Genomic DNA, 20818 nt, shown 5'->3' with positions numbered 1-20818 from the left:
TATTACATATTAACATGCGAAAAATTATTTTACTTTCTTTCCTAAGCTTAGGTTTTAACTCGGCTTTTGCACAAAGCGCCCCATATTGGCAGCAGCACGCTGACTATAAAATGGAGGTTTCGATGGATGTAAAAAACTATCAGTACAAAGGAAAACAAGAATTGGTTTATACCAACAACTCTTCTGATACTCTTAAAAAAGTATTCTATCATTTATATCCAAACGCTTTTCAGCCAGGAAGCGAAATGGATGCACGTCTCCATTTTATTAAAGACCCAGACGGAAGAATGGTAAACAAAGTAAAACAAGCTGACGGAAAAGAAATAAAACAAAGCCGTATTGAAACTTTAAAGCCAAACGAAGTTGGGTACTTAAAAATCGCAAACTTCAAACAAGATGGCGTTACGGCTCAAACAAGAGTTTCAGGAACGATCTTAGAAGTGACTTTGGCAAAACCAATCCTTCCAAATTCGAAAACAACTTTCACTTTAGATTTTGACGGACAGGTGCCAGTTCAGATTCGTCGTTCAGGAAGAAACAATTCTGAAGGAGTTGAGCTTTCGATGTCGCAATGGTATCCAAAATTAGCCGAATTTGATTTTGAAGGATGGCATGCAGATCCTTACATCGCGAGAGAATTTCATGGTGTTTGGGGTAATTTTGATGTAAAAATTACAATTGACAAAGATTACACAATTGGTGGTTCTGGATATTTACAAGATAAAAATTCAATCGGTCACGGTTACCAAGATGCAGGTGTAACAGTTACATATCCTAAAAAAGCTAAAACGTTGACTTGGCATTTTATTGCGCCAAATGTTCACGATTTTACATGGGCTGCCGATAAAGAATATACACACGATATTGTAAAAGGACCAAACGATGTTGATTTGCATTTCTTCTACAAAAACAACGAAAAAACAACCGCAAACTGGAAACAGTTAGAGCCGTTAATGGTTAAAGTAATGGATTATTACAACCAGAGAGTAGGAGCTTATCCATACAAACAATATTCATTTATTCAAGGTGGAGACGGCGGAATGGAGTATGCAATGTGTACTTTAATGTTAGGTAACGGAACTCTAGAAGGAATTCTTGGAACAGCAACGCACGAATTAGGGCACTCTTGGTTCCAGCATATTTTAGCTTCAAACGAATCAAAACACCCTTGGATGGACGAAGGTTTTACAACGTATATCGAAGACAGTGCTTTGAATGAATTAAAAGGAGATAAAAAAGAAGCAAACCCTTTTGCTGGGAATTATAAGGCATATTACAGTTTAGTAAATTCTGGTAAAGAACAGCCTCAGACAACTCATGGAGATCGTTACGATGAGAACCGTCCATACAGTATTTCTTCTTATGTTAAAGGAAGTCTTTTCCTTTCTCAGTTAGAATACGTAATCGGAAAAGAGAATGTTGATGCAACTTTAAAAAGATATTTTAACGATTTTAAATTCAAACACCCAACTCCGAACGATATTAAAAGAACAGCTGAAAGAGTTTCTGGAGCTGAGTTAGATTGGTATTTGGTTGATTGGACACAAACTACAAATACGATCGATTACGGAATTAAAGACGTAGCAGATAATGCAGGAAAAACAACCGTTTCTTTAGAAAGAATTGGAAGAATGCCAATGCCAATCGATTTAAAAGTAGATTACACTGACGGAACAGCTGAAACATTCTATATTCCGTTAAGAATGATGAACTTCATTAAACCAAATCCAAACCCGAACGAAAAAAGAACAGTATTAGAAGATTGGGCTTGGGCACAGCAAAACTATAGTTTTACAATTGATAAAAACAAAACGTCAATCAAAAAAATCACGATCGATCCAAGCGGATTAATGGCTGATGTAAAACAAACTAATAATGTTTTTGAAGTGAAGTAAGATTCAAAAATGTTAAATAAAAAAATCCAAAGCTAGTTTCTGGCTTTGGATTTTTTTTTGCTTAATAAATTTAAAAGAATTGTAATTTTGATACAATAGTAATCTTGTAGATTGAAATTTTAAATCCAAAAAGAATGGCACAATACGAATCTTTAATAAAACATTTGCAAGACCGGATAGAGCTTTCTGAGGAAGAAACGAATCAATTTGTTTCTAATTTTAAAATAAAAAAGATAAAGAAACGCCAGTTTATAGTGCAGCCAGATTTTGTGGCTAATCATAGAAACTATGTAGTAGAAGGTGCTTTAAGAGCGTATGTTGTAAATGATGAAGGTCAGGAACACACGATTGCCTTTGCTATTGAAGATTGGTGGATTTCTGACTATAATAGCTATATTTATCAGCAGCCAGCCACGATGTTTGTTATGGCTTTAGAAGATGCAGTTTTGCTGCAAATAGATTTCGAAACGGAAGCGAAATTAAAACTGGCTAATCCAAAATTTGAAACTTTTTTTCGTATTACAGCAGAACGTACCGCAGCATTTTTTCAACGAAGAATTATTACAAATCTCACCTCTTCGGCAGAAGAACGTTATGATAAATTTACAAACCAATTTCCTTTAATCGCAAATCGAGTACCTCAATATGCATTGGCTTCTTATTTAGGGATGACAACAGAATTTCTTTCGAAAATAAAAAACAATAAATTGAAAAAATAAACTTGAACTAGTTCAACCTTATTTCATAATCCACTTCATTTTATAGCTCTTCAGCTTGTCTGAACTTTGTAAAACAATTTTAAATACAAAGAAAATGACAGCAAATAAAAACACAGCACTGGTTGTTGGCGCAAATGGCGTTATTGGTGCAAATCTTATAGAATATCTTTTGTCTACTAATAACTGGAATATTATCGGATTATCCAGAAAAGGAGGTACAAATGCTCCTAATCTGAAATACATTTCAGTTGATTTATTGGATACTGAAAACAGTAAAAAGCAGTTATCTGATCTCACAAATACTACGCATATATTTTACACCGCTTATCAAGATCGTCCATCATGGTCTGAGCTTGTTGAGCCGAATCTTAATATGCTCAAGAATGTAGTTGAGATAATTGAACCGATAGCTAAAGACTTACAGCATATTGGTCTGATGCAGGGATACAAAGTTTATGGAGCTCATTTAGGACCTTTTAAAACTCCAGCTAAAGAAACAGATGCGGGTCATATGCCTCCAGAATTTAACATTGACCAGCAGCAATATTTAGAAAAAAAGAAAGAAGGAAAAAAGTGGAATTGGAGTGCTATTAGACCTTCTGTTGTAGGTGGTACTGCTATAGGAAACCCAATGAATCTGGCACTTTTGATAGCTGTTTATGCATCAATTTCTAAAGAATTAAATCTACCGCTTCGATTTCCGGGAAAAGCAGGAGCTTACGATAAACTTATGGAAATGACCGATGCAGGACTCTTGGCTAAAGCAACTGTTTGGGCAGCAACAAATCCGCAATGCGCAAATCAGGCTTTTAATATTACAAATGGAGATCTGTTTCGATGGACAGAACTTTGGCCTAAAATAGCTTCTTATTTTGATATTCCTGTTGCGCCTCCACTTCAAATGGAATTAAAAACAGTAATGGCCGACAAAAAGGTTTTATGGGAAAATATTCAGGAAAAATACAATTTAGAAAAACATGATTATGAAAAATTGGCCAGTTGGAACTTTGGAGATTTTGTTTTTTCTTGGGATTATGATTTTTTTGCTGATGGAACCAAAGCAAGACGTTTAGGTTTTTATGAGTTTATAGATACAGAAGAAATGTTTTTTAGTCTTTTTGATCAATTGCGCCAAGAAAGAATTATACCATAAATAAGAATGGTTTTTTGAAATAAATAGGAAAGAAAAAGCACTATATAAGTTGATAAACGGGACTTTTTCTTTTAAAGCGTAACGTTTTTTTGAATAGCCTTCAGCTTTAGCAGGAGGAACAAAAATGAGAATAAAAAAGGCTTTAGCCAAACCATAAAAGTCTGGCTAAAGCCTTTTATTTTTATAACAAAAAACCTCCAACTTTAGTTGGAGGCAATTGATTATTTGCCTTTTAATGATAGTAAACAAATTGTGCTGAGAAGAATTTAACTCAAATGCTCAATCATATCTTTTGTCATAGTTTCAAGATCAAATTTATGATTCCATCCCCAGTCTTTTCTAGCAGAAGAATCGTCTATGCTAGCTGGCCAGCTGTCTGCAATTTTCTGACGGAAATCTGGATTATAAGTAATCTCAAATTCAGGAATATGCTTTTTAATTTCTGCAGCAATTTCAGTTGGAGTAAAACTCATCGCAGCCAAATTGTATGAAGAATGTATTTTGATTTCTTCAACTGGCGCCTTCATGATATTAATTGTCGCGTCAATCGCATCATCCATATACATCATTGGCATTTTGGTTTCAGAAGATAAAAAGCATTCGTATTTTTTATCGGCAATAGCTTTATAGAAAATATCAACTGCATAATCTGTAGTTCCGCCGCCTGGAGGAGTAGACCAACTGATTAAGCCTGGATAACGAATACTGCGAACATCAACACCATAAATATTATGATAATATTCGCACCATCTTTCGCCCGCTTGTTTACTGATTCCGTAAACAGTTGAAGGCTCCATTACCGTATATTGTGGCGTGTTTTCTTTTGGAGTTGTTGGGCCGAAAACTGCAATACTCGAAGGCCAGAAAATCTTTTGAATCTTTTTTGCTTTTGCTAAATTCAAAACATGAAAAAGAGAATTCATATTCAAATCCCAAGCAAAAGCTGGATTTTTTTCAGCAGTTGCAGATAAAAGTGCTGCCATCAGATATATATCGGTAATCTTATGCACTTCGACCAAATGTTCGATCTGATTAAAATCTAAAGCATTGACCACTTCAAAAGGTCCCGAATTAACAACATCAGTATTTAATTTTCTAATATCAGAAGCGATAACATTCTCGGTTCCGTATAATTTACGCAGTTTTTGAGTCAGCTCTGTTCCAATCTGACCGCATGCGCCAATGATCAATATTTTAGGGTTCATTTCTTGATGATTTTTAGAGAATACAAATATAACGTTTTCGCAATTACTTGCGCTTTTTTGGATGGTAAATTATAAATTCAATAATTAAAAAGTTTGTTTGTTATATTATTCTCTTTTAAAAGTGTGTCTTTGTGCCTTTTTTGAAAACCGATGAAAAAGCGCCATTTTATTGCTATACTAATCAAATAAAAATTGTTATAATTGATTCTCTGATAGTAATAAAAAGACAAAAAAATAACCTTGATTTATAGAATCTTTAGCAAAAAACAGAATTCATAATTGTAAATTTACTTCGTAACTTTGCAGCCTAACTGTTTTAATCAATGAAATACCAAATATCTCTTTTTCTGCTTTTGACAACTGTATTATTTTCTTGCCAAAATGAAAATGAAAAACGCCTTGCAGAAAATGCAAAAGAAGCGAAAAAGAAAGAAGCTATTTTTAACAATATAAATAAAGGCTGGACTTTTCTAGACGAACCCATTAATGAGATTTCAGAATCACAATTGAATTCTTGGACAGAATGGCGTGAATTTATAAAAGAAATAGGGGAAAAGCCTAGAAAGACCATTGGTGCGTTTCAGAAAAAATCTGCAGCTATTTCCAAAAAAGCGATGGCTCTTAATAATAATATACCTGCTCAGTTTAATCAGCCTCAGATCAAGAGCCGTATTTCTATTTTGATTACTAAAATTAAAATGCTGGATTTGTTTATTCATTTGAGCAACATTCCAGATGATAAAGTGGTTTTTTTAATTCAGGAAATCAATAAGGAACTGATTTCTTTGGAAAGACAAATGGATAAAATTGTCGAAAAAGCCAAGATTCCTAAAGAACAAGGAGAAGAAGATTTCCTTAGAATGTTAGATACAACACGTGCGATTCCGAGTTCGGCACCGCCATTAGATAAAAATATACCAAGAGTTGAGTAAAAACGCCTTATATACTACATACGATAATCTGCCAAAAGCCGAGCAGATTGCTAAAAGTTTACTGGAAGGAAATCAGGTAAAAATGAACATCAGCGGATTGTTGGGATCTGCTGTTTCTTTTATAATACGTTCTGTTTTCAGGAAAACCGAACTGCCTTTTCTGATTGTTTTAGATAACAAAGAAGAAGCGGCATACTATCTAAACGATTTAGAACAAATGATTGGAGAACAAGATGTATTGTTTTATCCAGCTTCATTTCGCCGTCCGTACCAGATTGATGAAACTGACAACGCCAATGTTCTGCTTCGCGCGGAGGTTTTAAACCGAATTAATTCGAGAAAAAAACCAGCTGTAATTGTTACCTATCCTGAAGCACTTTTTGAAAAAGTAGTAACAAGAAGAGAACTAGATAAAAATACGCTAAAAGTGGCGCTGAACGATAAAATTTCGATTGATTTTATCAACGAAGTTTTGTTCGAATACGAATTTAAAAGAGTAGATTTTATTACAGAACCTGGAGAATTTTCGGTTCGTGGTGGAATTGTCGATGTTTTCTCTTTTTCGAACGATCATCCGTACCGAATTGAGTTTTTCGGAAATGAAGTCGATAGCATCAGAACTTTTGATGTTGAAACACAGCTTTCAGTAGAAACGCATAAAAAAATCACGATTATCCCGAATGTCGAAAACAAACTTTTTCAGGAAAATCGTGAAAGCTTCTTAGATTATATTGCAGAAAAAACAGTTCTTATCATTCAGAATACTGAAGGACTTTTTAGTCAGTTAGACAAACAATTTGCAAGAGCAGAAGAAGCTTTTGAGAAATTGTCGAAAGAAATAAAACATGCTACGCCAGAACAATTGTTTTTAAATCAGGCGTCATTTATAAAAAGATCTTTAGATTTTTCGGTTGTAGAATTGGCCTCAAGACCAGTTTATAAAACCACTAAAAAGTTCGAATTTCATATTCAGCCGCAGCCATCTTTCAATAAACAATTTGATTTATTGCTGAATAATCTAAGCGAAAATCATTTTAACGGATATGTGAATTATCTGTTTTGTTCGAATGATACACAAGCAAAACGTTTTCATGATATTTTTGAATCTTTAGATGAAGCTAATTCAGAGAATATCCGTAAACATTATAATACTATTGTATTGCCTTTATATCAAGGTTTTATTGATGAAGAAAATCAGATAACGGCTTATACTGATCATCAGATTTTTGAGCGTTATCATAAATTCAACATTAAAAACGGATATTCGAAAAAGCAGAATATCACGTTAAAAGAATTAACAGCACTTTCGGTTGGCGATTATGTAACGCACATCGATCACGGAATTGGTAAGTTTGGCGGACTACAGAAAATTCAGGTTGAGGGTAAAACACAAGAAGCCATAAAATTGGTTTATGCCGATAATGATATCGTGTATGTTAGTATTCACTCGCTTCATAAAATCTCCAAATACAACGGAAAAGACGGAACGCCTCCGAAAATCTATAAACTTGGTTCGAATGCTTGGAAGGTTTTAAAACAAAAAACCAAAGCACGTGTCAAACATATTGCGTTCAATTTGATTCAGCTTTATGCAAAACGTCGTTTAGAAAAAGGGTTTCAGTTTGCGCCTGACAGTTATCTTCAGAACGAATTGGAAAGTTCGTTTATTTACGAAGATACGCCAGACCAAATGAAATCGACGGCAGAAGTAAAAGCCGATATGGAAAGTGATCGCCCAATGGATCGTTTGGTTTGTGGTGATGTTGGTTTTGGAAAAACGGAAGTTGCGATTCGTGCAGCTTTTAAAGCGGTTGATAATAGCAAACAAGTAGCCGTTTTAGTTCCGACAACAATTTTGGCTTACCAACATTACAGAACTTTTTCGGAACGTTTGAAAGATATGCCTGTTACAATTGGCTACTTAAACCGATTTAGAACGGCAAAACAAAAAACACAGACTTTAAAAGATTTAGCCGAAGGAAAGCTAGATATTGTTATTGGAACACATCAATTGGTAAATAAAAATGTGGTTTTTAAAGACTTAGGTTTATTGATTGTTGATGAGGAGCAAAAGTTTGGAGTAAACGTAAAAGATAAATTGAAAACTATTGCGGCAAATGTCGATACGCTGACTTTGACTGCAACGCCAATTCCGAGAACGCTTCAGTTTTCGTTGATGGCAGCTCGAGATTTATCGGTAATTACAACGCCACCACCAAACAGATATCCGATTGAAACGAATGTTGTTGGTTTTAATGAAGAAATTATTCGGGATGCAATTTCGTATGAAATTCAGCGAAACGGACAGGTTTTCTTTATCAATAACCGAATTGAAAATATAAAAGAAGTGGCAGGAATGATTCAACGTTTGGTTCCAAATGCAAGAGTCGGAATTGGTCACGGACAAATGGATGGTGCCAAACTTGAAGAATTGATGTTAGGTTTCATGAACGGAGATTTTGATGTTTTGGTGGCAACCACAATTATAGAAAGTGGTTTGGACGTTCCAAATGCCAATACGATTTTCATCAACAATGCTAACAATTTCGGATTATCAGATTTGCACCAAATGCGCGGGCGCGTCGGTCGAAGCAATAAAAAAGCATTCTGTTATTTCATCTGTCCGCCATATTCGTCGATGACCGAAGATGCGAGAAAACGTATTCAGGCGTTGGAACAATTCAGCGAACTCGGAAGCGGTTTCAACATTGCGATGAAAGATCTTGAGATTCGTGGAGCAGGAGATTTATTAGGTGGTGAACAAAGCGGTTTCATTAACGAAATTGGTTTTGATACGTATCAAAAAATCATGAACGAAGCGATTGAAGAATTGAAGGAAAACGAATTCAAAGATTTGTATCCAGAAGAAAATGACATCGATACGAAGGAATATGTAAAAGATATTCAGATCGATGCCGATTTTGAGCTTTTATTTCCAGATGAATACATCAATAATGTTTCAGAACGTTTGGTTTTATATAACGAATTAGGTGCAATAAAAGACGAAGCCGGATTACAGGAATTTGAGAAAAAACTAATTGACCGTTTCGGGCCATTGCCAAAACCTGCTGTTTCTTTATTAAACAGTATCAGAATTAAATGGATTGCAACTAAAGTAGGAATCGAAAAATTAGTTCTGAAGCAAGGAAAAATGATTGGTTATTTCGTATCCGATCAGCAATCAGATTATTATCAATCTGTGAAGTTCAGAAACGTTTTAAACTTTGTTCAAAAGCATAGTAATCTTTGCAAAATGAAAGAAAAACAAACCGTAAACGGATTACGTTTATTGTTGACTTTTGAAAATGTGAAGTCGATAAAACGTGCGCTGGAGTTGATGGAATTGTTTGAGGAGTAAAATAAAGTTTGATATGAATTGCACGAATTCACACGATTTTTTTTGCCACAGATTAAAAAGATTATGAAGATTAAAAAAATCATTTAAATCCTTTTAATCTGTGGCAAAATGAAATAGAAATGGCGTATGAAAACCTCATGCGCCATTTCTATTTTAAATTATGGTTTTTCTCCATTTAAAGTATTACTGATATTATTAAATGCATCTTCAATATTTTTAATATTGACATTTTTTTTATGAAACATTAAAGAGGTATAAAGTTTTATGGTTTCATTATCAGAATTAAATTCGATGATATTATTAAGTTTTTTGATATAATCAGTCATAGAACTTTTAGTATACCATCTGTCAAAAGCAGAAAATCTTTGAAAGGCTTTTTTGTCATTATCATCGCAAACATAAATCAGTGCATCTTGAATACTTTCAAAAAAAGCGATTATAATGTTCTTGATTGTTTCTGAAACCAATACGTCAAATGGTGCAGGCTGACTGCTAATTTTATCTATAGTGATTTGATAAACATTTCCCAATTCTGTATCTTCATTAATGCAAGATGCTAAAGTGAAATCTTCATAAAAAGCAACTCTGTATTCAATTTGCCTTTTAGTGAAAAAACTGTAATACCCAGAATCAGAATTAAAAGTATAATTATATTGTTTTAACAAGTTTGATACCTTTAGAAGTTAAGGTTTCGGCAGAAGTTTTTCCTTGTAAAAAAGAGCGTACAGCAACCTTATCTTCTCTCATTTTGATAATTGCTTTTTTAATAACCTCTTTATTTACTGATGTAATTTTCATATTGCAAAGTAACAGATTTAAGTTGAATATTGCAATTTTTGTAGTATTATTTTTATTTTATAAGTGTATCGTGTTGAGTGTTAGTATGGTTTGAAAAATTAAGTTTTCTTTATCTTTTAATTAAGAAAAATCTTAGAATTAAAAAGTTTTCTTTGAGTCAAATTTTCAAAGATAACTTTATATGCAGAACCAATTTATTCTTCTTTTTCTATTCTTAGGATTAACTACAATCTTCGCTCAGGGAAAAAATAAAAATATTTTACAAGATTCTCTAAAATCGGAAACCATTGACCCGCTTCGTCCTGCAAAGGCTGCATTTTATTCGGCTGTTTTGCCTGGTTTAGGTCAGATCTACAATAAAAAATATTGGAAACTTCCTTTATTTTATGGCGGAATTGGTACAAGTGCATATTTGTATATTGATAATCAGAAAAACTATAATTTGTACAGAGATGAATATAAAAGCAGATTGGAAGGAAAAAAAAGTGATTCGGAATTTTTGGCTGGTTTAAGCGAAAGCCAATTAATTACGGCTCAAAAAGGCTATCAGAGAAACAGAGATTTATCTGCTTTATTTATGGTGGGTTTTTATATTTTAAATATAATCGATGCCAATGTTGATGCTGCTTTGTCTCAATTTAATGTAGATGAAAGATTAGCGTTTAAACCTGCAATCATAAAAAATGATATCAATTTAAAGAATGATTTTGGAGTTGCTCTGAATTATTCGTTTTAAAAAAAGATTCGCCACGAATTCCACAAATTTTCACGAATTCTTTTTTTGCCAAAGATTTAAATGATTTGAAGATTAAAAAATCATTTAAATCCTTTTAATCTGTGGCAATATAGTTTTAAATAAATTCGTGCCAATTCTTGCAATTTGTGGCAAAATAAAATAAAAAAAGGCGTATGAAATTTTCATACGCCTTTGATTTTTCAGATAAAATCAGCTTATTTAACAATCAGTTTTTTGGTCACATTAAAATCTTTAGAAATAATATTTACAATATAAACTCCAGAAGATAAATGATGATTTACTTGCCCTGAAGAAGAAAGTCTTTCAGTTAGTAGAGTTCTTCCGTTTAAATCAGAAACGAAAATTTCTGCAGTATCTCCACTTGCTAATTCTGGCATTAAAATATTAAATACATTGTTTGTCGCTGGATTTGGGTAAATACCAATTAACGGTTCTGTTGTAGAAACTTCTTCAACATTTAAAGCCATTTTTGATGTTCCAACTGTTGTTGGCTCCAATTGCCATTGCGCGCTGTACCAGCCGTCTTGTGAATTTCCGTATTGTGCAGCTCCTGTTTGGTTTTCTATATGAATAATATTTCCTGTCTGCCATCTGTTTCTTAAACGAACCCAAGTTCCATCAATGTAATCGCTAGACCATTGTGCGCTCCAGAAAGTAGTATCGGTAATATTACATTGAACCGTTCCAGTTTGGCCTTCAATATTCATCAATTCGCCAGTTGCTACATTTTTAAGAACGAAATAAGTGGCATCAATTGCTATTTTTTGCCATTTATAGTTGTTGCCAGAAACGGTTGTTCCGTAACCTGTATTTGTTCCTGCGTCAGATAAATAAGTGCCAGTCCATCTATTTTTGATCGTGTAATAATTTCCTCCTCCAGAAGCGGTTGTAACCGATACCAGACATGTACTAGTTTTGTTTCCGTCGACAGTTGCAACAGTAATTGTCGCTGTTCCATTCGCTACAGCGGTAATTAAACCAGAAGCATTTACAGTTGCTACAGCCGTATTGTTTGAACTATAAGTTACCGATTTATTAGTTGCATTTGCAGGAAGAATTGTTGGGGTTAATTGCTGTGTTCCGCCAACATTTAATGAGGCTGTGTTTGGACTTAAACTAACACTAGTAACCGCAACACCAGTTCCTGGATTAGAATCGTACCAAGCGCTGTTCATGTACCATCCGTTTTTATCTCTGCTTAAATCGGCTGTTTGGTTTGTTCCATCATTGAAAATTAAATTGGTCGAAGTTACATTGGTAAAAGTATAGCTGTACCAGCCATTTCCAGCATCGGTCATGTTTACTCCTGGCCAGTTTACAGTTGCCAATACTCCTGTTGGTAAAGCATTCCAATAGTAGATTTTAATTCCAGTTCCCCAATTTGATGGTTTGTAGAAATAAACAGTAAAATTGGTATTCGGATTAACCGTAATTGTAGCCGAAGCTGTTTTGTTTCCGTCTTGTGTCGTTGCCGTAATCGTTGCAGTTCCTGCAGAAACTGCTGTTACAAGTCCGCTTGAATTTACCGTTGCAATTGCGGTATTGCTTGAACTCCACGTTACATTTTTGTTTGTTGCATTTGCAGGCGAGATTGTCGCTGTAAGCTGTTGTGTATTTCCTGCATACAAACTTGCTGAGGTAGGAGATACTGCTACAGAAGAAACTGGAATTGCAGCAACAGTTATAGCCGAAGTTGCTGTTTTATTTCCGTCAACTGTTTTAACTGTAATCGTTGCTGTTCCCGCTGTAACTGCGGTCACTAAACCGGAAGCGTTTACGGTTGCAACAGCTGTATTGCTAGAGGTCCAAGTTACATTTTGGTTTGTTGCGTTTGCTGGAGCAATCGTTGCATTTAGCTGCTGTGTTGATCCTAAACCAACTGTTACTGTTGTCGGACTAACAGAAACTCCCGTTACCGCAACAACAGGTGCATTTGTATTGGTTAAAACTAAATATTCGTAGGCAGCAAAATTACGCGTAGAACCTGCGGTTAAAGTTACAGAAGCATTATTGTTATAAGGATTAACATAAGTTCCTGCCAAAGCTGCTGGAATAACATACGACTTTGCAGCATTTCTCAAATTCGACATTACGATTACTTTTTCTGAACCTAATGTTTTTGTAAAAATACTAATGTCATCATTTGCATAAGTTGTTAAATCACCTCGTCTGATTGCTGCACTTGTAGTTCTAAAGTTTAAGATTTTGGCAAAATCTGCAGCAGCCGTTGGATTTTGTGACCAGTTGAATTTAAAGTTTGTCCACGGCCAGTCGGTTTTTGGTTCGTAATCTATTTCCTGTCCGCTCATTAAAAAAGGAACTCCTCTCATATAAGCTGAAACTAAGAAATTGGCAACAATTCCGTTGTGATTTTTAAATACAACAAACGGTCTTCTTACGCCATCATCATTGGTGTAAGTATCATGGTTACCAGTGTATCTCACGATTTGCTGATTTCCGGTCGCTTTAGCATATTCATAAGTAGTCTGATCTTGGATTCTTTGAGAAACAGGACCTCCATTAGCAATATCATATAAACCACTATGAAACCATCTGTCTCCATAATTCATATCGAAACCAACCTGAAAGTTCTCTTGACGGTCACCTTCTGCTAACATCAATAAATTGTGAGAAGTTATGCTTCGAAGATTTGAATTCACTTCTGACCAGAAATCTAAAGGCGGATTGTTGGCATAATCGCAACGGTAACCATCAATATTGGCGGCAAAAATCCAGTAACGCATGGCATCTTTGATAGCTGCTCGTGTAGCAGAGCTATTAAGATCAAGCGCCGCAATATCGGAGAAGTTTCCTAATTGCTGAATTGTTGTGCCAGTTCTCTTGTAATATTCAGGATGTGAAGCAATCCAGACATTGTCCCAAGAAGTTCCATTGATGGCAATATCTAGAATTACAGCCATTCCGCGGCTGTGAGCGCCATCAACCAAAGTCCTTAAATCGGCTAAAGATCCATATTCTGATCCAACGGCTTTAAAATCTTTGATACAATAAGGTGAAGCCGAACTTCGGGAATCGGTGCCATGTGGGAAAATCGGCATTAGATAAATAACATTAGTGCCCAGTGCTTTTATATTGTCTAATCGGGCGGTTACTCCGGCTAAATCTCCGTTGGCACTAAACGGACGAATATGCACTTGATACATGTTGATATCTCTCGTGTCAGGAACACCAGCGAAAGGTGTCCCGTATTGTGCAGGATCTTGTGCATAAACTGAACCTGCAAATAATAGTAGAAAGCAAACTAATGCTTTGGTAATATGAAATAATCTAGGGGTATTGTTTATTTTCATAATAATAGTTTTTGCATGCTTGTCGGCATTTCTTAACTAAAATTCATTTTCACTCGCATTGTTTTTAAATTCGACAAACATTTGTGGTTAATAGTTTTCAAAATAGTAAGTTTTTTTTTTTGCTCAAAAATGAGCATAGTTTTTCTGCCACGAATTGCACTAATTTTCACTAATTTTTTAAATAGTATTAATTCGTGTAATTGCTTCGCCTGTTCGCTATCGCTCGAGTCGTAGCAAAAAGCTTAGAAACTTAGTGGCTCAGAACCTTAGAATCTTAAGTTATAATTTTTTCAATCCTTTTAATTCTGCAGCAGTTCCTTCTTTAATGCTTATGGCAACACCTCCGCCTGGAGCTAAATACTGTTTTAATTTTGTTTTTGAGTTTACGATAAATTTAGTAACCCTATATTTTTGTGGATTCTGATTCCAATTGGCCTCTTTAGCATCGGCATAAATAGTGGCAACGAAATTTTTTCCTGCAGGTAAATAATCAAATGAAATGTTTGCTGTTCTTGCATTTTCATCTGTAATTCCGCCAATAAACCATTCATTTTTGCCTTTTGCTTTTCGGGCAATTGTGATATAATCTCCCGGTTCAGCTTCCAGAATATAACTGTTGTCCCAATCAACAGCAACGTCTTTAATAAACTGAAATGCATCTGGAAAACGTTCGTAATTCCCCGGAATATCAGCCGCCATTTGCAATGGACTGTACATCGTTACGTAATAAGCCAACTGTTTTACCAAAGTTGTATTTACGCGTTGTGTACTTCCTGTTCCATAATACGAAAGATCGGTCTGAAAAATTCCCGGAGTGTAATCCATCGGTCCACCCATTAATCTTGTAAAAGGTAAAATGGTTGTGTGATCTGGAGCCAATCCTCCCATAGATTCAAATTCCGTTCCTCGTGCCGATTCCTGAGCAATCCAGTTTGGATAAGTTCTGTTTAATCCTGTAGGGCGAACGGCTTCGTGGCTGTCAATCATGATTTTATAATCGGCGGCACGTTTGGCAACATTGATGTAATGATTCACCATCCATTGTCCGTCGTGATGTTCTCCACGCGGAATAATTTTTCCAACATAACCCGTTTTAACAGCATCATAACCATTATCATTCATAAACTGAAAAGCACGATCCAAACGACGTTCGTAATTGGTTGCCGATCCAGAAGTTTCGTGATGCATGATAATTTTTACGCCTTTTGAAGCTGCATATTCATGAACTGCTTTTACATCAAAATCAGGATAAGCTGTTACAAAATCAAAAACTTCTTCTTTCCAGTTGTTAATCCAGTCTTCCCAGCCAATATTCCATCCTTCGATAAGAATTGCATCGAAACCATTTTTAGCCGCAAAATCAATGTATTCTTTTGCACGTTCTGTTGTGGCTCCATGTTTTCCGTTTGGAGTAAGTTTGGTAAAATCATCGGTTAATTTTACATTGGTTTCTTTTCCAAAAGCCCAAGTACTTCTTCCTGCAACAAAATATTCCCACCAAATTCCGATAAACTTTACAGGTTTAATCCATGAAACGTCTTTGTAATTTGTTGGTTCGTTTAAATTCAAGATTAATTTTGAAGCTAAAATATCTGTTGCTTTATCACTTACCACAATAGTTCTCCAAGGCGATTGTGCGTCGGTTTGCATATAACCTTTTGCACCAACAGCATCTGGCGCCAAATGACTAATCATTTTATTGTTTACAGGATCAACTTCAAGATACATTGCTGGATAATTAATCAATGCGGCTTCGTGAATGTTGATGTACAAACCATCATCAGACTTCATCATTGACGGCGTTTGTACCGATAATGCTGCAATTGGCCACTGCGAATTGATTTCGATTGTGGCTTTTTTCATCAGCGAAGGAATCTCTGAAATCTTTGAAGTAGTATAAGCATATTCGTTAGTATCATAATCCCCTGGGATCCAGAAAATTTTATGATTTCCAGCTAAGTTAAATTGCGAACGTTCTTCTTTAATTACAAAATAGCTCAGGTCATTTTGTTTTGGGAATTCGTATCTAAATCCTAATCCATCATTGAATAAACGGAAACGAATTCTAATAAATCTGTTATTGTTTTTTGCTTGCGCTAAAGTGACAACCAATTCGTTATAATGATTTCGAATTGTTTTTTCTTCACCTAAAACCGGATTCCAACTTTCATCAACAGAAGATTGTGCTGTATTTGTAACGGTAAAACCATCCAAAAACGAAGGCATATTTTGAAGTTCTAAACCTAAAGAACTAGGTTTAATAACCGGTTTTTGTTTGTATGATAATTGATAAGACGGAATTCCACCTTCTTTCAATTCAAATTTTAAGGAAAGATTTTTGTCTGGCGAAGTTATTTCTTGTGCGTTAACCGCTAAAGAGCAGAGGCAGAGGAAAAATAAAAGCGCAGTTTTCCTGTCCAAACGAATTTGGAACAGTATTTTTTGGGATTGAAAATTCATGTTTTTTTAGTTTTTACAAATCTATTTGTATCAGAAGCGTTATTGTTTTTTAAGGATTAAATATTGATAAGCTTCTAAATTGATTTCTGTTCCAATTGCTATTTGATTTCCAGTCAATGCATCTGTCCAATTGGTGTTGGCCAAAGCAGTAGGAGCAGTATATTTTACATTTTTATTTTTGATATTAGCAACAATTAAAACCTTATCAGCTGTAGTTTCCATGGTAAAAGCACTCACATCATTACTGCTGTAACCAGTCAGTTTTCCTTTTCGAAGCGCTTCACTTGAATTTCTAAAAGCAATTATTTTTTGATATTCCAAAAGCATGTCATTATCTGCAGTAGACCAATCGATTGGCACATTGTCGAAATAATCAATACGTTTGTTGTATCCAATTTCTTGACCGTTATAAATCATAGGAACAGATTTCATACTCGATGCAATTACAAAAGCTGCAAGAGATCCTTTCTTGCCTCCAAAAAGTTCAAGCGGAGTTCCGTCAGAAAGATTAACATCGTGGTTTGTAGTATAGCGCACAATTCGTTTTGAAGCATCTAACTGCCCATATTCTTTAGAACTTTCTGTTTGAAGATAACTTGCTGGCTGTGCTTCTGAGAATACTTTTTCTAAAGCGCCGAAATAAGCAAAACCAAAAGTATAATCGAATCCAGCATCATAATGATTGGCTCTTGAGCCTTCGGCCATTAAAATCAGTCTTTGGTTTTTGATTTTACGAATTTTAGTTATTGCTTCTGACCAGAAAGTTACAGGAACAAAATCGGCAGCATCACATCTAAAACCATCAATATTGGCATTGTAAACCCAATATGACATGGCATCGATCATGGCTTTTTTCATTTCAACATTGGTATAATTTAACTGTGCAACATCTTGCCAGTTTGTTCCTGGCGGAATGATAATGTTGCCGCTACCGTCTTTCTGATACCAGTCTGGATGAGCTGTTATCCATTGATTATCCCAAGAAGTATGATTGGCAACCCAGTCTAAAATCACCGCCATATTTTTGCTATGTGCTTCTGTTACTAAAGCTCGAAGATCTTCTAATGTTCCGTAATCGGTATTAACGGCTTTGTAGTCTTTAATAGAATACGGTGAACCTAATTTTCCAGCCATTTTTACTTTTCCAACAGGATAAATCGGCATGAGATAAATGACATTTGCACCTAGTTTCTGAATATCTCCAAGTCGTTTCTGAACACCTTTTAAGTTTCCTTCCGGACTGAAAGAGCGCACATTTACCTGATAAATTACGGCATCTTCATTGGCTGCAACTTTATCAAATGGTGATCCATACTGCTGATATTCGTTTCCAGGCTGTGGATTTGGCTCGGGTTTCGGATTTTCTTCAGAAGAACTGCACGATACAAAAGCTATTGAAAGCAGTAAAGCAAGAAAAATGTTGGAGTTAGACTTCATAATTTTAAAAATTAAATTAAATAGGTTTTGAGCAGGAGTTTTATTTTTAGATAACCTGCCTTTTGCTCAGAAAGGCAGGTATCACTCAAAACTAATCTAACAAGTATGAATGTGCTAGATTATTTTTTAACTATACTGCAAGTTGCTGTTGCAGGATAGCCATTTGTATTTGGATCTGTTTCTTCAATAGTGAACGTAACTTCATAAGTTCCCGCTTCAGTAATGGTATAAGAACCTTGATCGTCACGATTGATAGTATTTGTTGTAGCATCTTTTGGTCCGTAATTAACGTCCCACTTGTTGTTCAATCTGAATTTCAATGCTCCAGGAACTAAATCTGCTGTTACTTTCCACGTTTTAGTCTGATGATTGTAACTCATAGGAGTACTATTGTCCCATCCTCCGGTTTGAGCTGTTCCAACAATTCCCCATGCATAAGGAGTTGCAGACCATTTTAGCGTGTTCAAATTTACTTTAATTTGGTATGAACCTGCACTTGGAAGAAATAAATTATCATCATCCATTCTAACTAGATCTTCATTAGTAGCACCTGCACCATAAAATTCGGCCCATGTTCTGGCAGTATTTAATTTGAATGCTAATGCAGTACCTTCAGCAGTCATGTATCCTTGGTAGATACCTTTTTCTATTGCTGTTAAAGCAGAAGCAGTTTCAACTGCCCAACCTTGATAATCTCCAGGCATAAAAATCTCACCAAAAACAACTGCTTTTTCGTAAGGAGTAACCGTTAACTCAACATTTTTAGAAAACACTTTTCTGTCCATTAAAGCTTCAACTCGTACAATAAGTTTGTTGGCTTTATCTACTGGAAGACCTAAATCTGTTGCAATTTTATTGAAATCTCTTACTGTAAAAGTTTTCGTTAAAACATCTTGTCCTACTTCTATACGTGTGGCATGCAGCCAAGCATTTGAACCTGTAATATCTGAGGGAACATCAAACTGCACTGCATAAGTTACAGGCGCTTCAACAGGAAAAGTAACTTTATCCCAAGAAATGGTAATAGCATCTGTATCTGCATTGTCTTCCAGAAGCACAAAAGTTGTACTTGGAGCAATTTTTATATCTGATGGAAACTGAACATCTTTTAGATAGGTCAATTCGGCATCATTTTCACAAGCAGCTCCAACAATAAGCAAGGCTGTAAGTGCAAATAATCTATTTATATATTTTTTCATATGTAGTTATTATTTGTTTTTAAAGTACCATGATACTGCCGTACTTCATGTATTAAACTTGTTTTTGAAGAACGGCGATTTCACATAAAATACTTTTAATTAGTAACCTGGATTTTGTTTAAGACCTGGATTTGCGTTTAAAGCCGAAGTTGGAATAGGATAGATTTTTCTATATTCTTCTGAACTGTCCATGAATTGTTTTGCTGCTAAGAAAGTTCCAAAACGGATCATATCTTGTCTTCTGTGACCTTCCCAGTTTAGCTCAAGACCTCTTTCGTTATAAATATCTGTTAGAGTCGGAACATTATCCAAAGCGCCTAAACCAGCACGCTGTTTAACAGCATCGATAAATGGTTTTGCTGCAGCAGGATTATTTAGACGAACATTACATTCAGCCATCATTAAAAGAACGTCTGCATATCTGTAAATAGGGAAGTCGTTTGATGCACCTCCGCCATTTCTAGGAGTTACAGGATAGAATTTAACGTTACGAACTCCTTCTTGTGCACCAGCTCCAGGATTGTCTAATGAACTGATATCAAGTGTGTAATTTGTTCCGCCTGGCTGTTCTCCAATTAAAAACTGTTTTTTACGAATGTCACTATCAGTATATTTTTGATAGAAATCTTTTGGAACAATTGTACCATTCCATCCGCTGTACCCAAAAAGAGCTTGGCAATGTGGTCCGTATAAACTTCTTACACTAAGAATGTTTCTAGAAACAACATCTACAGTAGTATAAATTGAAAGAATAGTTTCATCAGCTGGAAGTACATCTCCGAACAACTCATAATAAGTGTTTCCAAGCGGACTTGCAGCATTGTTTGAAGCTGGGTGAAGACTAAAATTTCCTTCAGAAACTTTCTGGCAAGCAGCAAGACATTCTGCCCATTTCGCTTGGCCTATGTATACTTCTGCATTCAAATATACTTTTGCTAATAATGTATAACCAGCCCATTTATTGAATCTTCCATAATAATTTCCTCCTTTTTCTCCAGAAAGCAATTCAACATTTTCAGTCAATTCTTTTATCACAAAATCATAAACTTGCTGACGGCTTGCTTGTGGAATTTTATCAACGGTAATGTTATTGTCTGTATAGAATGGAATATTTCCGTAATCATCCATTAATAAATAATAGAAAAACGCACGTAATACTTTTGCTTCTGCAATTTTAGACTTTTCTGCATTGGCAGTTTCTAACTGAGAAACGGCTAAATTGGCACTAAAAATTGATTTGTAAAGCCAGTTCCAAGTATTGTTTACCATCAAATCTGTTGGAAGCCATTTGTGTGTGTAAACACGAGCAAAGTCCAACTGCCAGTCGCCAGTATTTCTGTGCGGAATTACTTGTTCGTCTGCAGCCATACTGTTCAAATCGTACCAGCCATTATCTGCACCAGCGTATCCTACACCATCCCAGTTTCCGCCTACTTGTGCATATACACTAGCAAGGGCAACATCTGCACCAGCTGGAGTTCCGTAGAAATCTTCGGCAGGATATTTATCATAAATATTTTCATCTACATTGGTACAGCCAACAAGAGATAGGAAACATACACTTCCTAATACTAATATATTTTTAAGTTTCATT

14 protein-coding genes are annotated in these 20818 nt (G+C 35.3%); 6 read left to right on the top strand and 8 right to left on the bottom strand.

Features of this window, described 5'->3' with window-relative positions; genetic code table 11:
* The first annotated feature begins 14 nt into the window (after positions 1 to 14).
* The 3 genes from AAYQ05_RS00775 to AAYQ05_RS00765 all read left to right on the top strand — a co-directional run bounded on the left by AAYQ05_RS00775 (position 15) and on the right by AAYQ05_RS00765 (position 3767).
* Positions 15 to 1895: a M1 family metallopeptidase gene (locus AAYQ05_RS00775; protein ID WP_343540527.1), complete on the top strand. Its 1881-nt coding sequence runs from the start codon at positions 15 to 17 to the stop codon at positions 1893 to 1895.
* A gap of 134 nt (positions 1896 to 2029) precedes the next feature.
* Complete coding sequence (locus tag AAYQ05_RS00770; protein ID WP_343540526.1) at positions 2030 to 2614, top strand: Crp/Fnr family transcriptional regulator; 585 nt, start codon at positions 2030 to 2032, stop codon at positions 2612 to 2614.
* A 94-nt stretch (positions 2615 to 2708) separates the two neighbouring features.
* The gene (locus AAYQ05_RS00765; RefSeq protein WP_343540525.1) at positions 2709 to 3767 is read left to right on the top strand and encodes an SDR family oxidoreductase; all 1059 of its coding nucleotides are present in this window, start codon (positions 2709 to 2711) and stop codon (positions 3765 to 3767) included.
* Between the two features lie 266 nt (positions 3768 to 4033).
* Here AAYQ05_RS00765 and AAYQ05_RS00760 read toward each other — a convergent pair whose 3' ends face one another.
* A complete protein-coding gene (locus AAYQ05_RS00760; RefSeq protein ID WP_343540524.1) occupies positions 4034 to 4972 on the bottom strand; it encodes an L-threonine 3-dehydrogenase in 939 nt (312 codons plus the stop codon).
* Between the two features lie 323 nt (positions 4973 to 5295).
* Here AAYQ05_RS00760 and AAYQ05_RS00755 point away from each other — a divergent pair, with 323 nt between their 5' ends.
* Together AAYQ05_RS00755 and mfd are read left to right on the top strand one after the other, a co-directional pair.
* The gene (locus tag AAYQ05_RS00755) at positions 5296 to 5904 is read left to right on the top strand and encodes a hypothetical protein (protein ID WP_281634491.1); all 609 of its coding nucleotides are present in this window, start codon (positions 5296 to 5298) and stop codon (positions 5902 to 5904) included.
* Positions 5897 to 9262 carry a transcription-repair coupling factor gene (gene mfd, locus AAYQ05_RS00750; protein WP_343540523.1) on the top strand — a complete coding sequence of 1122 codons (3366 nt, stop codon included), beginning with the start codon at positions 5897 to 5899 and terminating at the stop codon, positions 9260 to 9262. Before AAYQ05_RS00755 ends, mfd begins: the two co-directional genes overlap by 8 nt.
* A gap of 158 nt (positions 9263 to 9420) precedes the next feature.
* Here mfd and AAYQ05_RS00745 read toward each other — a convergent pair whose 3' ends face one another.
* Entirely contained in the window at positions 9421 to 9927 is a 507-nt protein-coding gene (locus tag AAYQ05_RS00745; RefSeq protein ID WP_343540522.1) for a DUF6169 family protein, read from the bottom strand.
* Positions 9911 to 10060, bottom strand: a complete 150-nt coding sequence (locus AAYQ05_RS00740; RefSeq protein WP_343540521.1) for a hypothetical protein — start codon at positions 10058 to 10060, stop codon at positions 9911 to 9913. Before AAYQ05_RS00740 ends, AAYQ05_RS00745 begins: the two co-directional genes overlap by 17 nt.
* A gap of 181 nt (positions 10061 to 10241) precedes the next feature.
* Between AAYQ05_RS00740 and AAYQ05_RS00735 the strand changes: the two genes are divergently transcribed.
* A complete protein-coding gene (locus tag AAYQ05_RS00735; protein ID WP_343540520.1) occupies positions 10242 to 10796 on the top strand; it encodes a DUF5683 domain-containing protein in 555 nt (184 codons plus the stop codon).
* 215 nt (positions 10797 to 11011) lie between these two features.
* Here AAYQ05_RS00735 and AAYQ05_RS00730 read toward each other — a convergent pair whose 3' ends face one another.
* From AAYQ05_RS00730 to AAYQ05_RS00710, 5 genes are all read right to left on the bottom strand, one after another.
* On the bottom strand, positions 11012 to 14128 hold the full coding sequence (locus AAYQ05_RS00730; RefSeq protein WP_343540519.1) for an Ig-like domain-containing protein: 3117 nt from the start codon (positions 14126 to 14128) through the stop codon (positions 11012 to 11014).
* Positions 14129 to 14407: 279 nt separating this feature from the next.
* On the bottom strand, positions 14408 to 16588 hold the full coding sequence (locus AAYQ05_RS00725; protein WP_343540518.1) for a glycoside hydrolase family 97 protein: 2181 nt from the start codon (positions 16586 to 16588) through the stop codon (positions 14408 to 14410).
* Between the two features lie 39 nt (positions 16589 to 16627).
* Positions 16628 to 18025, bottom strand: a complete 1398-nt coding sequence (locus tag AAYQ05_RS00720) for an alpha-amylase family glycosyl hydrolase (protein WP_343540517.1) — start codon at positions 18023 to 18025, stop codon at positions 16628 to 16630.
* Between the two features lie 119 nt (positions 18026 to 18144).
* A complete protein-coding gene (locus tag AAYQ05_RS00715; protein ID WP_343540516.1) occupies positions 18145 to 19224 on the bottom strand; it encodes a SusE domain-containing protein in 1080 nt (359 codons plus the stop codon).
* Between the two features lie 99 nt (positions 19225 to 19323).
* Entirely contained in the window at positions 19324 to 20817 is a 1494-nt protein-coding gene (locus AAYQ05_RS00710) for a RagB/SusD family nutrient uptake outer membrane protein (RefSeq protein WP_343540515.1), read from the bottom strand.
* Between the last annotated feature and the right edge of the window lies 1 nt (position 20818).

Source organism: Flavobacterium movens (assembly GCF_039581425.1).
Lineage (GTDB): Bacteria > Bacteroidota > Bacteroidia > Flavobacteriales > Flavobacteriaceae > Flavobacterium > Flavobacterium luteolum.
This window is presented reverse-complemented; position numbering and strand designations above follow the sequence as displayed.